Genomic DNA, 14,867 nt, shown 5'->3' with positions numbered 1-14,867 from the left:
TAATTAAGAAAAAAATGATACAAGTTATATTAAAACACAAAGTGCGGTCTATTGCAATAGTGGCCTGCTGTATATTATCTCTAGCTAGTTGTTCAGAGGATGAATTTTTAACAGTAGATAATCCGAATTCGATTACAGATGCAACGTTTTGGAATACACCAACTCAGTTCAATACTGCCTTAACCACAGTATATGGCGCAATGCAGTTTCAGGCAGTAAGTGGTAGTGGATTGTCACAAGAAATAATTAGAGCAGACATTGCAGATACCTATTCTTTTTTTGGAAGATGGAACATTTTCAGACAACTGAGCTATACAGATAATAGTGAGCAAATAGTTAATAAGTGGAATCAATTATATATAGGTATTTTTAGAGCTAATCAGATAATAAATAATATAGAACTTGCCGATGAAACAGTTTTTGCTACAGGCGAAAAAGAAGCTATTGTAGGGCAAGCAAGATTATTAAGAGCTTTCTTCTATTTTCAATTGGTTCATACTTATGGTAAAGCAGTAATACGTACCGAGGTTTCTACGACAGAATTAAGTAAAGCACTTAGTTCAATTGAAGAAGTAACACAGCAAGTAATTTTACCAGATTTAAATTATGCAAAAGATAATCTACCATTAGTTTGGGACGATAGTTCAGATTTAGGCAGAGTAACATCTGGTACAGCAACATCTTTAAGAGGTAAAGTTTATTTGTTTGCTGAAAACTGGCAACTGGCTGCCGATGATTTTAAAGAAGTTATAGATTCTGGTGTATATGCGTTGGTTCCAAATTCTTTAGACAATTTCACCGATCAAAACGAATTTAATTCTGAATCAATTTTAGAAGTAGCATATAGTTCTACGGCTAACCCTGGCGCAAATGGAAATAACGTAGATGATACACCTGGTAATTCAGGTGCTGAAGCTAGTGCTGTGTCAAGTAACTATGCTTCGATTGGTGGTTTTGGCGGATTTAATACCGTAGTAGCAAATTTATATTTGCATGAATTATTTACGAACGATGAAATAGATCCAAGTAATCCAATCAATGCAGGCGGTAATTTGCATTCTCAACGTTTAACGGCATCTATTTGCCCTAAAGACTTTGAAGGAACCTATTTTGGTGTTGATAATACAGATGCAAACGTTCATACCTATAGAGGGTTAGGATTGACAGCTTTGGTGAAAAAGCATACAAATTGGTTTCAAGGTACCGCTGAAATAGCTTTGAATCGAAGTGGAATTAATTTCAGACACATTCGTTTGGCCGATGTCTATTTAATGTATGCAGAGGCAGTTTTAAATGCAAGCGGAGATGTAGATGAAGCTATCGAATACATTGATATGGTTCGTTCAAGAGCAGGTGTAATCACAATACAAAAGTACTTGGCAGATAACGGTAATACTTTTCCTCAATTACATGTCAGTAAACAAAGGTTTGGTAGTCAGCCATTTGTAAGCCCAACAGTCGATAATTTAATAACACACCTTCAGATGGTAGAAAGACCTCTTGAACTTTGTTTTGAAGGACAAAGATGGGCTGATTTAGTTCGTTGGGGTATCGTTGATGATGTATTTACAACCATGGGTGACAACCTGAACTGGAGAAATGATAATTTAGAGTCTATCACAGGACAAGCACCTCTTTTTATCGAAGGATCAATCAATTTGCTTTCGTTAGGCGGTATAGATAGATATAGTTCAAGTCAACATGATTATCTCCCTATTCCTGCAGGAGAAGTACAAAGTAATAATGATTTATAATATTTAAGATATGAAAACAAAATTTAAAATATTAATAGCGTTTGTAGCGGTTATATTGGGTCTGTATTCTTGTGAAGATATTTACGATGATATAGAATTAAATGAAGCTAATAGTAGAATTATCGCTACATCTCAAATGAATTTTACCAATACGATTAGAATTGGTAATAGCATTACTTTAGGAGATTTATCTTCTGGAGTACAGTCCCGATTATGGACATTACCAACTGGTGTAGCAGATATTGTTGGGTCTGATAATGACGAAACATCAACAGAGCAAAATGTTAAGGCAATTTTTAATGCTGAAGGCGAGCACGATGTAGTTTTATCTCAGGTTTTTAAGGGCGATGCTTACGACCTATCAGGAAATGTAATTGGTAAAGAAATAGATACTACCATTATTGTTACAGTACTACCTGAAATAAAAACTGTTCTTAAAGCATATAGACTAGACGAAGATGGATCACAAGGAGATGAATTAAGTCTTACAAATGGAGCAAATAATGAAGTTACTGCAGGTAAGGCGGTTCGTTTTATAGTAGATGAGTCAACTCAAGGTAGTCCTGATAGTTTTGTGTGGACTGCAGAAGGCGGTACTGGACTTAGCCTATCTGAAGATAAGAGAATTTACGATGTACGTTATAAAAAAACGGGTTCTTTTGGTTTAGAGCTAATATCTTCATTGGCGAGACCCGTTGGAGAAGAAATAATAACGCTATCAAATTTGATTACTGTAATACCTTCTACTGAGCCAGTGCAGTTAGATGGAATTGAGGCAGTAGGGACTAGTATTTTCTTGAATTTTAGTAGAGATATGGATGAAACTACAGGTGTGCCTTCAGATTTTGTGGTATCTATAGATAATGGCGGAATATCTAATCCAGCAATCACTTCGATTACGGTATATCCTGATACAGCAAATTTTGTAGAGTTAAAATTAGACATACCTCAGTTTTATTCTGATGATATGATTAGTCTTTCTTACACAAAAGGAAGTTTGTCAACCTTAGATGGTGTTATAGCCGATTCATTCACTGATCAACAAGCGGTACTGATAGAGCAAAACCTTTTAATTGGAACCAGCTACGATTATAGTATGGAGAATGGCGGTCCTGATTGGAAAGATGTTGGTTGGGGTGGCGTTTGGGGCCAATTCACGGCAGCCGTGACCGACGCAAGAGCTAAAACTGGTACAATGGCTACTCAGGCTACAATGGAAGCAAATGGCGGAATGATTTACGCTTATAAACCAGAGGCTATCGATAATGCCAAGTTTACTTTCGAGGCAGGTAAAAATTATAAGTTAGGAGCTTGGGTTTATATTACTACTCCGGTTTCAGGTACAGCAGATCTTAGATTTTATGTGGTACCTCCTTTTAAAGAAGTATTTATTACAGAATTTAATGCATCAACACCACTTGATAAATGGGTTTACATTAGTTCTGATGAATTTAACTTCTTAAGTGATACAACCAGTGAAATTTTAATTAGAGGTAATAATCAAAATAATGGTGCAGAGCTACTATTTACTATTGATGATATTACAATTACTGAGGTTGTAAATAAGCCATAAACATGCTTCATGAAAGAAAAATAAATAAGTAAAAATTGTTGAGTTAGTTCATTTGTTAGAAAAGGGGGGAAGCATAGCACTGTTTTCCCTCTTTTAATATGCATTAAATAGTAAATGTTGTATGTCAAATATGTTACAAAATACTAATACGACTTTGTCTAGTATAAAACCTTTTTTAGATAGTATGTTCTATAATCTTATCAATAAAAATAATTATTTAGAAATTTAAAAAAATATGAAGAAAACCCTTGTTTTAATCGTGTTGATTGAAAGTTTGTTTCTTGGTAGTTGTTCTAGTCAAAACGATGAGCCTACAATAGATGAGCCCGATTCTAAGGAAATAAAAGATGAAGAAATCGTTGGCGAAGAAGAAGTTGCGGTAGAAGAAAATAATGCAACTGAGAATGAAGTTTCCTTTTTGCCTGGTCCGAAGACAGAAGGTACGTTATGGACTATTCAACCTACAGTTTCTAGTGAGTTTAATTACGAAAGCGGGAAATCTTCAACTGAATTTTCGAACAATTGGAATGATAGTTTTTTTAACGGATGGACTGGACCAGGAATAACTAGATATACCCCTGAACAATCTTCTATAGATGCTGGTGAGCTTGTTTTTAAAGCTAATATTGTTGATGGTAAAATATTGACTGGTTGCATTACTTCAAAAGCAAAAATAACATATCCTATGTATATGGAGGTTAGAGTAAAGCTCAGTGAATCTGTGCTATCATCTGCCGTATGGATGCTAAGTGATGATTCTACGGAAGAGATTGATAATTTAGAGGCATTCGGAGCAAAAAGTAACGACTATTTTTCAAGGCGATTACATTTGAGTCATCATGTTTTTATTCGTGAACCTTTTCAAGATTATCAACCAACAGGTCAAGAAACTTGGTATGCTGACGGCAATGGAACAATATGGTCAGATGAATATCATAATTATGGCGTTCTTTGGGAAGATCCTTTTAGTTTGTCGTATTATGTAGATGGTGTTTTAGTTCGCACAACGCCTGTCAGCGATATAGACCCTGAAAACTATACTAACGGTAATGGTTTAACAAAACCAATGCACCTAATTATTAGTGCTGCCGCCCAGTCGTGGAGAACAACTCAGGGCATAGATTTTTTAAATGACCCAACTGTCACAAATGAAGAAAACACAATTATGCATGTGGATTGGATACGGGTGTATAAACCTGAATAAATAAAAAACAGAAGCCAGGTCATAAGATCTGGCTTCTGTTTTTTGAACTATGCTTTTAAGTAGCCTAAGTAAGACTATTGCTATATGCGACTATAATAATACCTATTACCATACAGCTTAAACCCATGTATAAGAACTTTCTGGCTTTTGGTGAGGCATTGACCCATTCTTTAGTGATAATGCCACTTATAATAGCTGTTACCACACAAGCTGTATTAAATATAGCATACCCTACCGTATTGCCCGATGCACCCAATTTGTATGCCGCAAAAGCAAATAGGGCAGACGCAGCATAATGGAAAAAAGCCATGACTAATATTAATACAAAGTTTTTGCCGAATGCAGGAGTTTTAAAATCTCCCCATGCCTTTTTAGTACTTAACTGCCAAAGAAAATAAGCGGTCATTACTATGCCGCCACTAATAAAAATTGGAAACATTACGGCAACGGCGGTAATCCACTCTGCATTACCGGCAGCTTGGCTAGCTTCGTGTAAATAAGGTCTACCAGCTGCATTCGCATAACTAAAGCCGGTTGCAAGTAAACCGCCAATAACAGCGATTAAAATACCTGTGGCCATCGAGCCTTTTTGTTCACTGTTCTCATCATTAGCCTTTTCAACTTTTTCACGAATAAAACCAGCTTTACCGTTCGCAAAAATTCCTATTAATACAACGAATAAGCCTAATAGAATGGTTGTTAATTTGTTTGTAGGTGGTAAACCATCTTCAATAAATGGTAATACCGATCCCACTAAAATTATAGTACCTATAAAAAGTGAAAAACCTAATGATAGACCAATATGGTTTATCGCCTTACTCCACATCATAACCCCAACGCCCCAAAGAAAACTGGTAAGCCCCATTTTAATCCAAATATCTGTTGGCATATTGCCGAAAATATCTGCAAAGCCATTGATTAAGGTGACCGATGCTATAATGGGTACAACGAACATGGTTAATAAAAAGAACAAACTCCAAGTATTTTCGTACTTAAAATCTTTCGTAAATTTTTCGGGTAGAGCATAAAGCCCCAACATTAGTCCGGCAAAAATAGCCAGTAAAACTCCTTCTGTCATAATTGGTTGTTTTGTGAGTTGATTAGTTGTTGTTAAAATGAAAATTTAAACACGGTCTCGCTTTTAAAATTTTCACCTGCTTTTGTAATCGATTTGGGTGAACCTTCAATGTTTGGACCATTAGGGTATCTATGTGTTTCACAGCAAAACCCTTTGTATTTTCCGTATTGAATTCCATTTTCCCTTTTTAAATCATCTGAGGTGTATTTACCAGTATACAACAGCATACACGGTTCTGTAGAAAAGACATCTAAACGTATTTGTTCTTTTTCACTTGAGATAGAGGCAACTTGGTTTAAATCTGCTTTTTCATTATCGAAAACATAAAAATGTTCAAACCCGTCATTTATGGCTTCATGAACATCTCCAATTCGTTTTGAAACTCTTAAATCGTCAGCCTGATTTTCAACATTGACGATTTTTCCAGTAGCAGCTCCAGTATCATCAAGCTCCAAACGTTTATTGGTATGTACTTGAGCGTTATGGTTTTCTATAGTTTCAGAAAATCCCTCTAAATTAAAATAGGTATGGTTTGTAATGGATAGGGGAGTATCTGCATCGGTCGTTGCATTATAGTCCATTTTTAACTCATTATCATCTGTCAAAGTAAAAGACACATTAACCTGTACATTACCAGGAAATCCCTCTTCCATATCTTTACTTAATAAAGACATTTTAACGGTTGACTGATCATTGTCTTCAAAAGTGGTATCCCATATTCTTTTGTCAAAACCAACAACGCCACCATGTAAATTATTTGGTCCACAATTACTTGCCAAATCATATGTTTTGCCATTTAGGCTGAATTTAGCATCTTTAATTTGAGAACAATACCTGCCCACTGTTGAACCAAAATAAGGTGAATTTGCTTTATAGTCATCAGAAAAATAACCTTCTATCGTATCAAAACCACAAGCAATTTCTTTCAATTTTCCATTGGAATCAGGAATCTGTATCGATGTAATAGTAGCACCGTAGTTAGTAATTTTTACCACCATACCGTTGTCGTTTTTCAAGGTATATAAATCTACTTTTTCTCCTGCTAAATTTCCGAAATCACTTTTTATAGGTTTCATACGTTTTTTTTATTGTTGATAAGGGGCTAATTTCTTCCAATCGAATACTACTCCTGTTCCTGGCTCATTAGAAGCTACAGCTCTGCAATTTTCAACAACTAAAGGTCTTGTAGTATACTGATCAATGGGGAAACTGTGTACTTCTAACCATCCGGAATTAGGTTGGGCAGAAACTAAACTAACATGTAATTCTTGCATACCGTGAGAGCAAGCAGGTATACAGTGCTTGTCTGCTAAACGGGCAGCTTTAAGCCAACCGGTTACACCACCACAGTTAGATGCATCTGGTTGTATAAAGGATAGTTTAGCTTGGTCAAAAGCATATTCAAATTCATGAATGGTATGTAAATTTTCTCCCATAGCTAAAGGGAATCCTGTTTTTTCTACTATTTCAGCAAAGCCTTTATAATCATCTGGTATTATGGGTTCTTCAAACCAAGTGATGTCATATTTTTTAAATCCTTCAATTGCTTTAATTGCTTTTTCTATGGACATAGAATAATTGGCATCTACCATAAAGGTTACATCTGGACCAATAAATTCCCTGACAGCTTTAATACGTTCTAAATCTTCTTCTAAATTTTCTCTTCCTATTTTGATTTTCACGGCATTGAATCCGTTATCTAAATAGGTTTTCATATTGTTTAAAAGCTTTTCTATAGGGAACTGTAAATCTATACCGCCACAATATGCTTTACAGGTATTGCCCTCACCACCTGCCATTTTCCATAAAGGTTGACCGGCTTTTTTACATTTTATATCCCATAGGGCAATATCGATGGTCGAAATCGCAAATGATGCTATACCACCACGACCTACATAATGTATATGCCACTCCATAAAATCGTAAATACCATCTATATCTGTACCGTCTTTACCCACGAGAACGTTGGCAAAATCATAATCAATCATGGCTTTTATTGAAAAACCTCCTTTTCCACCTGTATATGTATACCCGGTACCTTCACTACCGTCTTCTAAAGTTATGGTAGTGGTTACTAATTCGAAATGTGTGTGATCTCCATGTTTTGCATCGTTCATTACTTCAGGTAAAGGAACTTTAAAAAGTTTGGCGATTACACTCTTAATTTTTGTACTCATCTTAATTAAATAAAAGGTGCTATTAATTACACTTATTACTACTTATGCTTTATGTCTAATATAAAAGGTTTTCTTTTCCATGTATTGTTCAAAACCATACTTGCCATCTTCACCACCAGAACCAGATAATTTGTAACCATTATGGAAACCTTGGTGTTGTTCACCATGACCACGGTTTACATATATTTCGCCGTATTCCAATTCATCATTACATTTCATGATAGTGTTCATGTCATTGGTAAAAACCATTGCAGCCAAACCGTATTCACAGTCATTTGCATAGCCAATAACTTCTTCAAAAGTTTTGAATTTTAAAACCGGTAAAATTGGACCAAAAGATTCTTCATGAACAATCGTCATATCTTGCGTTACATTGGTTAAAACAGTAGGTTCAAACCAAAACCCTTTTTCAAATTCGGCACCTGTAGGTCTTTTTCCTCCGGTAGCAACAGTTGCTCCTTCTTCAATACTGACGGCTACTAAATGCTCCATATGCTTTAATTCTGATGCATTTACTTTAGGGCCCATATCCGTATCTTCTAGCATAGGATCCCCAACTTTTATTGCCTTGGTTTTAGCAATGAATTTTTCCATAAACGTATCATAAATACCTTCGTGTAAATACATTCTTTCGTTACAGGTACACACTTGCCCACAATTATCAAAACGAGAATGTAAAGCGGCATCTACGGCAGCATCAATATCTGCATCTTCAAATACAATAAATGGGGCTTTACCACCTAGTTCTAATTGAACATGTGTTAGGTTTTGAGCTGCATTTCTTGCTATTTGCTGACCAACAGGCGTAGAACCTGTCATAGTCACCATTTTGCAAATAGGACTTTCAACTAGTGCATTACCCATTGCTCTACCCGGACCAGTTAAAATATTGATTACCCCTTCAGGAATACCTACTTTGTTTGCTAAGTTACCAAGTTCTAAAGTTGCCAAAGGTGTTTCAGAAGTAGGCTTAATTACAATAGAATTACCTGCAACTAGAGCCGGTCCTAATTTACGACCCGCTAATGCTAACGGGAAATTCCATGCTGTAATGGCAACGACGACGCCACGAGGAACTTTTTGAATCCATATCTGTTCGTTCGGATTGTCTGATGGAATAATATCACCCTCTATTCTTCGTGCACCTTCGCAAGCATATCTAATGAATGATGCAGTAACAGCAACCTCAAAACGAGCAACCTTTAAAAGTTTACCTTGTTCTTTGGTCAATAATTCAGCTAAATATTCTGTATTGGCATCAATCTCATCTGCCAACTTATACAATAGATCTGCTCTTGTTCTAGCAGGTAGTTTTTTCCATTCTTTTTGCGCTTTATCGGCAAACTCAAGAGTTTCTATGGCTTCTTCAGCAGTACCGTTTTGTACACGTGCTACAACTTCTCCATTAGAAGGACTAATAATATCAATTGTTTCGCCTGATGTTGATGTTCTCCATTCTCCGTTTATAAAAAGCTTGTATTCCTTAATTGATGACATAGTATATTGTATTATTGTTTCGTATTCGTTTTTCTATAAGCATCCATTCTATCGGCTGCTTTACCTTCAAATTCTCGTCTTAATTGCCAAAGAGGTCTTTCTAATGTAAGTTCCCATTTGAATAATTTCTTGTAGAGATCTTTTACTTTTTCAGGATGTTCTGCAGCTAAATCATTGGTTTCAGATTCATCTTCCTTAATATTGTATAATTCGGCCGGGCGATCAGAAAAACGTATTAGTTTCCAATCTTGATTTCTAATGGCGGCTCTGTTTTCTTTTTTCCAGTATAGAAACTCATGAGGTGCTTCTGTTTTTTCACCTTTTAAATAGGGTAGAAGGTTTACGCCGTCTAATCCTTCAATTTCAGAACTATTTCCGCCTGCCGCCGATAAAAAAGTTGGGAATAAGTCTAAGGTGCTAATTGGGTAACTGTAGGTCTTGTTATCATTAAATTGGTTAGCCCAAGACATTAGAAAGGGTACTCTAATACCACCTTCTAAATGATTTGCTTTTGTACCGCTTAACGGACTATTGTCAGATTCATTAGCGTCTGATGGTCCACCGTTATCATTGGTAAAAACAATTAAAGTATTATCTATTATTCCTCTTTTTTTAAGTTCTTTTAATACTTTTCCGATAGCTCTGTCCATAGCTAAAGTCATGGCAGCCAATGTTTTTCTTTTCCCTGTTAAATTTGGGAATTGTTTTAAATCTTCTGCAGTAGCCTCCATTGGAGTATGTACTGCATTGAAAGACAAGTAGATGAAAAACGGATTTTCTTTATTTCTGTCAATAAAAGAAATTGCTTCGTTGGCTAGTTCATCTGTGAGATAGCCTTTGTGTTCTGAGAAATTACCAAAGCCTTGTTCTAATTTGTCCTCGTTTCTAGTGAGTAGATTGTTTTTATCAAAAGGCAAATAACTACGGGCACCGCCTCTAAAACCATAAAATTCATCAAATCCACGTTTAGTTGGGTGAAAGCGGTCGGCATTGCCTTGGTGCCATTTTCCAAAAAGTGCAGTTTTGTATCCTTGTTTTTTTAAATGATCAGCTATTGTTTTTTGATCTAATGGCAAACCCATTTCATCATCCGCCAAACAAGATATACTCATGTACCCAGGTACATTATTTTCTTCAAAACCAAACTTTTGCTGGTATTTTCCGGTTAACATCCCTGCTCTTGATGGTCCGCATACTGCAGCACTTACATAGGCTTGCGTAAATTTTATACTTTTATTCGCAAGCTTATCTAACTCTGGGGTTTTAAATTCCTTACTTCCTTGAAACCCAAAATCGGCATAGCCTGCATCATCGGATAAAATAAAAACAATATTTGGTTGCTGTTGAGCAATTAAAAAACTCACCTTAAAAAAGCCTAACAGAATTAATATTATTTTCATGTACCGATGATGCATTGTATACCTTTTTTTGAATTATTATTATCTACCCATCCATCCGCCGTCAACAAGGGTAATTGATCCATGCATATAGTCTGATGCTTTTGAGCATAAGAATACAATTGGTCCTGCAAAATCTTTTGGCTCACCCCATCTACCAGCTGGTATACGCGATAAAATAGATTTAGCTCTTTCGGGGTCATTACGCAATGCCTCTGTATTGTCTGTGGATATATAACCTGGTGCAATACCATTAACATTCACGCCTTTACCTGCCCATTCGTTTGCAAATGCCATAATCATTTGACCGATAGCGCCTTTACTAGCCGCATAACCTGGTACAGTGATGCCACCTTGGTATGTTAACAGTGATGCAGTAAATACTATTTTTCCAGAACCACGAGCAATCATATCTTTCCCAATTTCACGTGTCAAGATAAATTGTGCGTTTTGATTGACTTCTATTACTTTATCCCACATTTCATCTGGGTGCTCTGCTGCCGGTGTTCTTAAAATTGTACCCGCATTGTTTACCAAAATATCTATTGTAGGGTGGTTGGCTTTTACGTCTTTGATAAATTTATAAAGTGCTTTTCTATCTGAAAAATCACATTGGTAAGCCGTAAATTTTTTACCTAATGCGGAAACTTCTTTTTCAACTGCACTACCTGATGCTTCTAAAGTTGCAGATACACCTATAATGTCGGCACCGGCTTCTGCTAATGCCAAAGCCATTCCTTTACCAATACCTCTTTTACAACCTGTAACTAGTGCTACTTTTCCATTTAGGTTGAAACTGTCTAATATGCTCATTGTTTATTTTATTTATAATTGACAATCCATCAAGACTTTTAGTCCGTCGGGGTTATTATCTATGTTTTCAAATACTTGTTGAATATTCGTTAAAGGTTGAACATCTGTTATCATTTGTGAAAATGGTAATTCGTTACGAGTAATCAGTTCAATGGCTTTTTCGTAATCTTCTTTTTCATAAACTCGAGCACCTATTAAGCTCAATTCTTTCCAGAAAAATTTGAATAAATCAACTGGTTTTTTCTCACCATGAATGGCCACCATTAAAATTCTACCTCTAATACCTGCTACTTCGCACATTATATCTAGTGCGGGCTGTACGCCAGCTACTTCAAAAACTACATCTGCACGGCGATTCTCGGTTTTGCTTTTTACATATTCAACTAAGTCTAATTCGATAGGGTTAACTGCGTCAAAACCTAATTCTTTTGCCTTTGCAATTCGTTTAGGGTTAACTTCTGATATTATTACTTGAGCACCTACTTCTTTAGCTACCATGGCAACTAATAATCCAATTGGTCCACCACCTAAAACAACCGCAGTTTCACCTTTTACCAACCCACTTCTACGAACATCATGGGTTGCTACTGATAAGGGTTCTATTAAAGCGGCCAGTTTTAAATCTGTTTCTGCTTTTAGTTTATGGAGTACGAAAGACGGTACATTCCAATACTGTTGCATGGACCCCGGACTGTCAATTCCTATAAACTTTAATTCTTCACATATGTGATTAAAACCTTTGTCAGAAGCTTTTACTTTTCTGTCATCTAATGGGCGTACTACTACTTTCTCTCCCACAACATACCCTTCAACACCTTCGCCAACGGCATCAATAGTACCAGACATTTCATGCCCAATAGTTTGTGGCATTGCTACACGTTTATCCATCATGCCATGGTAGATGTGAACATCGGTACCACAAACACCAGAATATGCTACTTTAATTCTAACTTCACCTTGGGCGGGTTGCTCAATTTCCTTGTCTATGACAGTGAATGTTTTATTGCCTTCGTAAATAGTTGCTTTCATTACTTAATTTGTTTCAAATAGTAAACTAGTTTCATATTTGAAATAAATATACAATTATTTATATAACCAGCAACTAATAAATTATCATATACTAAAGTTTAATTGTTAAATATTAGAAAAGGAGATATTTAGATATAAAAAAAGCCCTTAAAAAGAGCTTATGGTATCTGAGAAGTAGAAGTGATTTCTTAAGAATCTAATGCGAGATATATCCTAATTTTATTGAAATGTCAAGCGCATATTGAGCTATGATTTTTCCTTTGGCATCAAATTCATCATGTGGCAGTCTACCGTGCGGTGCAGTGATCCAAAGGGCTGCTACAGGATACCCTGATTCATTGAAAATTGGTGCGCCGATACAATGAATACCTTGTATATCTTCACCGTTATCAATGGCAAATCCATTTTTCTTCACTTCTTGTAGTGTGTTTCTAAAATCTTTTTTAGAAGTAATGGTATTTTTTGTGAATTTGGTAAGTGTAATTTTTTTTAAAATTTCATCAGATTCCTCTTTTGGTAAATATGATAAAATACATTTACCGCCCACAGAGCTATGTAAACTGAATTGGGTGCCTTGCTCTACAAATAGTTTTACAGGATAAGATGAAGATACTTGCTCTAAAATAGTGCCTTTGTCTCCTAATAAAATACCCAACATAACAGATTCTTTTAACTCATCTCTTAAGGCGCGCATTACATCAATAGACATTTCAACAATGCTTTGTTCGGTCATAGAAGAAATACCTAATGAAAGCATTTTTCTAGACAATGTTATCTTTTTGGTAGTTTCGTTTTTTTGTAAATAGTTCTTGAAAATTAATGTGCTTACTACCCTGAAAGCGGAAGTTTTAGTTAAGGATAGCGTTTCGGTAATTTCAGCTAAAGTGAGGCCGCTTTTTTTTGTAGCTAGTAACTCAATGACTAATAAACCTCTTTCAAGATTTGGAACATTATAATCTGATTTTAAATTGGGCTTGGTCTTGTTCATTGAAAAAACATTGTTCGGTAAAATTACTATTATTTAACTAATCATTACAGGCATAAAAAAAGAGGAACATTTTTAAATGTTCCTCTTTTAATAAAAAACAGTTTATCTTATTTTGTTTTTACTCCTTTTGCGGCATGGGTAGTTTTTCTTTCAGATGTAAAGCTCATTATACTTTGATAATCGCTATTATTATAAATGTGTGAAAGCCCCCAACGTAAAATTTCAGTGGGTTCTTTTTCATTGTCAGCTGATCTATCTAAACCAATTGCGTGCGCAGAAACCCCCGGAATTACAGACATTATTTCAAAATTAATACCATCTGAAGCCCATTGAATTGTGTTTTTTTCAGGACCATCAGTAGTAATTAAGGCAGCAATACCATCATTATAAGGCCATACACAAATCTCGTGTCCGCTGTTACTAATTGGGTTGTACGGTGATTTTACATATGGGCCCAATGGGTTATCTGCAATGGCAACCCCATGACGAATTTGTCTACCACCAAAGGTAATTTTTTCACCCATTTGCTCTCCTTTATAATACAAGTAGAATTTGCCCTTGTAAGGAATAATGCATGGGTCATGTACTTTATGACTATCAAAGTCTCCTTTTTTCTCGACTAGAAATCTGTTTTGTTCTTCTCCTTTCCAAATGCCATTATCTGCCGGACTTAGAATAGGTTCTTCGCTTTTGGTCCATGGTCCGTTAGGTGAATCTGACCACGCCAACCCTACTTGATTTTTTACGCGTACATTATAAGGTGATTTTACCGTTTGGTAGCATAAATAATATTTGTCCTCAAATTTCATAATTTCTACCGTAAACACTGAGCGGTCATCATAAGTTCCCTTTTCTCCTCGTGCTACTGCTAACCCTTCTTCTTTCCAAGTTTCTCCATCTTCAGATGTTGCATACCAAATATCGCAGCGATCCCATGGAAAAACTTTTTCATTTGCAACGTCACCTCCAAAACCTTGCGATGGACCAATACTTTTACTGTACCAAACGTAGTATTTTCCATTTTCTTTAATAACGGCACTAGGGTCTCTACGTACAACACCTTCTTCGTATGCGAGGTCACCTTTTAAAGGTTTAAGATTAGAGAATTGAATAAACCATTCGTTTCCTAAATCTTGTGGCCATTGTAATGCTCTTTTAGATGCGGCACTTAATGAGTCTCGGTTGGTAATACCTAATTCATCTATCAGCTCGTCGGTAACAGCTATTTTTTCTTCCACCTTCTCTGTTTCTTTTTCAGATTTTTTAGTTTCTGAACATGCGGTAAAGATGAACAAACACGCTAGAGATAATAATCTAATATTATTTTTTTTCATTTTTATTTGTTGTTTGGTTTGTA

Annotated in this window: 12 protein-coding genes; 3 read left to right on the top strand and 9 right to left on the bottom strand. The window is 35.8% G+C overall.

Annotated features, from left to right (window positions below; all coding sequences use genetic code 11):
- Positions 1-14: 14 nt before the first annotated feature.
- The 3 genes from ACJJVT_RS11300 to ACJJVT_RS11290 all read left to right on the top strand — a co-directional run bounded on the left by ACJJVT_RS11300 (position 15) and on the right by ACJJVT_RS11290 (position 4,531).
- Positions 15-1,754 carry a RagB/SusD family nutrient uptake outer membrane protein gene (locus ACJJVT_RS11300; RefSeq protein ID WP_405398737.1) on the top strand — a complete coding sequence of 580 codons (1,740 nt, stop codon included), beginning with the start codon at positions 15-17 and terminating at the stop codon, positions 1,752-1,754.
- Between the two features lie 10 nt (positions 1,755-1,764).
- Positions 1,765-3,327 (top strand): hypothetical protein, encoded by a 1,563-nt coding sequence (locus ACJJVT_RS11295; protein WP_405398735.1) that lies wholly within the window; start codon positions 1,765-1,767, stop codon positions 3,325-3,327.
- A 235-nt stretch (positions 3,328-3,562) separates the two neighbouring features.
- Entirely contained in the window at positions 3,563-4,531 is a 969-nt protein-coding gene (locus tag ACJJVT_RS11290) for a family 16 glycosylhydrolase (RefSeq protein WP_405398734.1), read from the top strand.
- Positions 4,532-4,595: 64 nt separating this feature from the next.
- Here the strand turns inward: ACJJVT_RS11290 and ACJJVT_RS11285 are convergent, their stop codons facing one another.
- The 9 genes from ACJJVT_RS11285 to ACJJVT_RS11245 all read right to left on the bottom strand — a co-directional run bounded on the left by ACJJVT_RS11285 (position 4,596) and on the right by ACJJVT_RS11245 (position 14,844).
- Positions 4,596-5,609, bottom strand: coding sequence for an L-rhamnose/proton symporter RhaT (locus ACJJVT_RS11285; RefSeq protein WP_405398732.1), 1,014 nt, complete (start codon positions 5,607-5,609; stop codon positions 4,596-4,598).
- Positions 5,610-5,641: 32 nt separating this feature from the next.
- A complete protein-coding gene (locus tag ACJJVT_RS11280; RefSeq protein ID WP_405398731.1) occupies positions 5,642-6,685 on the bottom strand; it encodes an aldose epimerase family protein in 1,044 nt (347 codons plus the stop codon).
- A gap of 9 nt (positions 6,686-6,694) precedes the next feature.
- On the bottom strand, positions 6,695-7,786 hold the full coding sequence (locus ACJJVT_RS11275) for a mandelate racemase/muconate lactonizing enzyme family protein (RefSeq protein WP_405398730.1): 1,092 nt from the start codon (positions 7,784-7,786) through the stop codon (positions 6,695-6,697).
- Positions 7,787-7,828: 42 nt separating this feature from the next.
- Positions 7,829-9,283: an aldehyde dehydrogenase gene (aldA, locus tag ACJJVT_RS11270; RefSeq protein ID WP_405398729.1), complete on the bottom strand. Its 1,455-nt coding sequence runs from the start codon at positions 9,281-9,283 to the stop codon at positions 7,829-7,831.
- An 11-nt stretch (positions 9,284-9,294) separates the two neighbouring features.
- The gene (locus ACJJVT_RS11265; protein ID WP_405398728.1) at positions 9,295-10,683 is read right to left on the bottom strand and encodes a sulfatase; all 1,389 of its coding nucleotides are present in this window, start codon (positions 10,681-10,683) and stop codon (positions 9,295-9,297) included.
- A gap of 39 nt (positions 10,684-10,722) precedes the next feature.
- Positions 10,723-11,487 carry an SDR family NAD(P)-dependent oxidoreductase gene (locus ACJJVT_RS11260; protein WP_405398964.1) on the bottom strand — a complete coding sequence of 255 codons (765 nt, stop codon included), beginning with the start codon at positions 11,485-11,487 and terminating at the stop codon, positions 10,723-10,725.
- A gap of 18 nt (positions 11,488-11,505) precedes the next feature.
- Positions 11,506-12,522 carry a zinc-binding dehydrogenase gene (locus ACJJVT_RS11255; protein WP_405398727.1) on the bottom strand — a complete coding sequence of 339 codons (1,017 nt, stop codon included), beginning with the start codon at positions 12,520-12,522 and terminating at the stop codon, positions 11,506-11,508.
- A gap of 196 nt (positions 12,523-12,718) precedes the next feature.
- Entirely contained in the window at positions 12,719-13,510 is a 792-nt protein-coding gene (locus tag ACJJVT_RS11250) for an IclR family transcriptional regulator (RefSeq protein WP_405398725.1), read from the bottom strand.
- A 107-nt stretch (positions 13,511-13,617) separates the two neighbouring features.
- Complete coding sequence (locus tag ACJJVT_RS11245) at positions 13,618-14,844, bottom strand: glycoside hydrolase family 117 protein (RefSeq protein WP_405398724.1); 1,227 nt, start codon at positions 14,842-14,844, stop codon at positions 13,618-13,620.
- Positions 14,845-14,867: the final 23 nt, after the last annotated feature.

Origin of the sequence: Maribacter sp. Asnod2-G09 (assembly GCF_045063795.1) — a bacterium.
Taxonomy (GTDB): domain Bacteria; phylum Bacteroidota; class Bacteroidia; order Flavobacteriales; family Flavobacteriaceae; genus Maribacter.
This window is presented reverse-complemented; position numbering and strand designations above follow the sequence as displayed.

Excerpts from the sequence above, each read along its gene's own strand:
- ACJJVT_RS11245 (WP_405398724.1), bottom strand. The coding sequence starts at position 14,844 with ATGAAAAAAAATAATATTAGATTATTATCTCTAGCGTGTTTGTTCATC.
- ACJJVT_RS11265 (WP_405398728.1), bottom strand. The coding sequence starts at position 10,683 with ATGAAAATAATATTAATTCTGTTAGGCTTTTTTAAGGTGAGTTTTTTA.
- ACJJVT_RS11300 (WP_405398737.1), top strand. The coding sequence starts at position 15 with ATGATACAAGTTATATTAAAACACAAAGTGCGGTCTATTGCAATAGTG.
- ACJJVT_RS11295 (WP_405398735.1), top strand. The coding sequence starts at position 1,765 with ATGAAAACAAAATTTAAAATATTAATAGCGTTTGTAGCGGTTATATTG.
- ACJJVT_RS11255 (WP_405398727.1), bottom strand. The coding sequence starts at position 12,522 with ATGAAAGCAACTATTTACGAAGGCAATAAAACATTCACTGTCATAGAC.
- aldA (WP_405398729.1), bottom strand. The coding sequence starts at position 9,283 with ATGTCATCAATTAAGGAATACAAGCTTTTTATAAACGGAGAATGGAGA.
- ACJJVT_RS11280 (WP_405398731.1), bottom strand. The coding sequence starts at position 6,685 with ATGAAACCTATAAAAAGTGATTTCGGAAATTTAGCAGGAGAAAAAGTA.
- ACJJVT_RS11290 (WP_405398734.1), top strand. The coding sequence starts at position 3,563 with ATGAAGAAAACCCTTGTTTTAATCGTGTTGATTGAAAGTTTGTTTCTT.
- ACJJVT_RS11250 (WP_405398725.1), bottom strand. The coding sequence starts at position 13,510 with ATGAACAAGACCAAGCCCAATTTAAAATCAGATTATAATGTTCCAAAT.
- ACJJVT_RS11275 (WP_405398730.1), bottom strand. The coding sequence starts at position 7,786 with ATGAGTACAAAAATTAAGAGTGTAATCGCCAAACTTTTTAAAGTTCCT.
- ACJJVT_RS11285 (WP_405398732.1), bottom strand. The coding sequence starts at position 5,609 with ATGACAGAAGGAGTTTTACTGGCTATTTTTGCCGGACTAATGTTGGGG.